The sequence below is a fragment of the Xanthovirga aplysinae genome (assembly GCF_009711365.1).
Lineage (GTDB): Bacteria > Bacteroidota > Bacteroidia > Cytophagales > Cyclobacteriaceae > Xanthovirga > Xanthovirga aplysinae.
In genome coordinates this window covers 1-2,984 of sequence record NZ_SMMB01000646.1, presented here as the reverse complement: position 1 = coordinate 2,984, position 2,984 = coordinate 1, and the positions used below count along the sequence as shown (strand labels likewise).

The 2,984-nt window shown below is 33.7% G+C and carries 1 protein-coding gene; it reads left to right on the top strand.

Annotation, left to right across the window (positions count from 1 at the left end):
• A partial coding sequence (locus E1171_RS23590) for a hypothetical protein (protein WP_187696233.1) occupies positions 1-2,639 on the top strand: 2,639 nt, incomplete at its 5' end.
• Positions 2,640-2,984: the final 345 nt, after the last annotated feature.

Genomic DNA, 2,984 nt, shown 5'->3' with positions numbered 1-2,984 from the left:
AAAATATATTAGAAGAATGTAATTACCCGAACAGACTTTTATCCACCCTAAGGACAAAAACTGCCTCCACCTTTAAAGCAAACTATCATGACAAGGATCATCTCTTCCTTGCCCAAGCCTTAGACACACCAGGTTTACCTTATTACTTACTTTTGTTCGAAGAAGATATTTTTTATGTAAGCAGCCATATTCAAATTATTACATTTGTTGTTTTTTTCTTGTTTGCCCTATTAGTGCTTATCTCCCTTACCCATATTTTCTTTCTTAAGGTAGTTGGATCGGCCAGAAAGAAATCCCGAAATACACTTTTGGAGCGGTTTACCTTATACCCTAAAAAAGAATTGAAAAAAAGCTACTCCTTCCTTAACAGTTTGCTATTCCTGGTATTGGTCATACAATTGCTTTTCTTACTGCTTCCCTTTTTTAAATTAAATTTACCTGACCATTTTTACAATATCATTTCATTATCTCCTTTTTTTCAGATTTCTCTTTTGTTCGCCCTACTTCTTATTAGTTACGCAATCATATTTTGGAAAAATGTAAAAGGAAAGTCTAAAAGTCATCTTTTTTGGGCCATTCCATTGGCAATTGTTCTATTCCTATTGATACCCTCCTTATTCTCAAAAAATGAACCCTTACATTACATCATATTAATTCCATCAGGATTCCTGTTCGTATTACCTTTCTTAAATAAATTACCGCTCATACCAGAAATCAAAAGTAGATTTCCGAATGGTGGTTTCCACAAAATCATTTCTTATTTTTCATTCTCCCGAAGCTCCGAATCAGCATTTAATCGAGATCACAAACTCTTCATGGTTTTAAGCGTAATTATTTTTGGCATTTTACCTACCTTCATTTTTTTTAATATAGCTTATGAGCAAGAGTTTGGTATTCTTACCAAATATCGGGAAATGGGAATATTAGAGAAAGCCACCCTCAAGACCAACAGAGAAGAAAAACTCAAAAATTACCCTTTCAACTTAAAATACAAGAAAGAAAAGGAATATTATGCACCCTATTATTCCCTTTCTTATGACTCAGTATCCTTAGAAGCAGACCTAAGTGAAAAATTTCGTTTTACTACAGAAAAATTCTTCTATATTTTCCCTTACCGTATTTTCAAAGGCAAAAATCAGATGGGGAAAAAAACTTTGGAGAAGGATACTTCCATTGTTAAAACCACACCACTATATGAGCAGTTGATATCACTTCTAAGAGTCCCCATTAACCCTTATTCGAGAAACACTTTAAACCTTTCTTTTTTTCCGGATGGGGATACCCCTTATAAGGAGAGTAGAGTAGATAACCATATTGAAGCTTTGGAATTGAATAATATTAAGGTGTGGAAAAAAACAGGGCTCAAAAAAGACTTAAGCGTTCTTTCTTATATAAGCGCCGTTAGGACTTTCCTATTTGTTATTCCTATTATCGTTTTTTTCATTGGACTATTTGTAATGTTATGGCGATTTATAGGGATTATCATTAAACCTGCTGCCCACACCAATGGGAAACAACTAAATAATTGGGATTATAAATCCCTTAGACAACAACTTCAGTCCATTTTATCCCCAAAAGAAAAGAGTCAAGAGCTCCCTCATATTATGATCCATACCCCTCCTGAGTCAGGGGCAAAAAGGGAATTGTTGGAAATATTGAAGGAAAACTCTCACCAAATAGAAATAAGGGATATGGCTGAAATAATTGAACAATACCTCCACACTCCCATTGAGGAGGTTTGCTTTCCAGAACTTTCCGCCCCAGTTCCTATCCATAATCATCATGTATTCCTGCTTCAAAACTTCAACTACCTGTACAAAGAACACCAATCTAATCTTCTGAAATTAAAATACTTACAACAGTTATTAAAAAGGCATCCATTCTCACAAATAATCGTCATTTCCAACACTTCCCTGGATAGTTTTTATTTTGAAAGCCCTGAAAACCAAATTAATGAAAGTTATGGTAACACCTTTTTAAATCGTTGGCATATAATTTCTCATGATTTTATTAACTTTTATTATCCCATGAAAAGAATGCCGAAAGGGGAAGGGCAGAATTTAATCGAATCAGAGTGCAATTTTGGGAGCTATCTTCCAAAGATAAAACCCTTGTTAGAATTTTCTGTCGGTGAAAGAAATCAGCAAAATGCCGAACAAATGGTTATAGAAATAACTAAAAAAGCTCACTCCTATTACCAATCAATTTGGGACACTTTAACTGTAGAGGAACAATATCTAATCTTCGACCTGGCAGAAAATGACTTAACTTACATAAAATCACATAAGACAATCGATACACTTTTACAAAAAGGCTTATTGAAGATAAAAAAGGAAAGGCTGCATCTCTTTAATAATAGTTTTAAATACTTTATCCTCACTGAAGCCGATCACACGGATATCTCCAGGTTTGAAAAAGAATTCACTTATAATATTTGGGAGAAATTGAAATTTCCTTTTCTTTTGATTCTAACAGCCTTATTTCTTTTCATCCTCATATCTCAAGGAATATCCCTCAAGCACTTTATTCCCCTTGTTACTATTCTCGGCACCGGCCTACCTACTCTATTTAATATTTCCCCAAATATCACCACGAAGACTCACCGATTACTAAACAAGATTTTATACGGAGATTATTAAAATACTTTAAATGAGATCCTAATTTTGAAAATAATGGATAAAGGCTGAGGGACTTCCATGCAAAAAAGGCTATACTGGGCAAAGGTTTATTAAAGTGATTCTTTGTATCAAGATCCCATTCCCTTAATGGAAGATAATTAAGAACATAATGAATTAGCCAACTTAGTAGTAAAGGTGATGCAAATTCTAAATTTATTAGTACTTAAAAAAGAGGAGCACATTTTTGCCTTAAGTCTAAAATAAAACTACGGAATTGCTACTTGTCAACAGCACATTTAATCTAACTCCTTATCCTATTTTACGCTAAATTTTCAATCCTATACCGGTAATATATTCCCTATACCT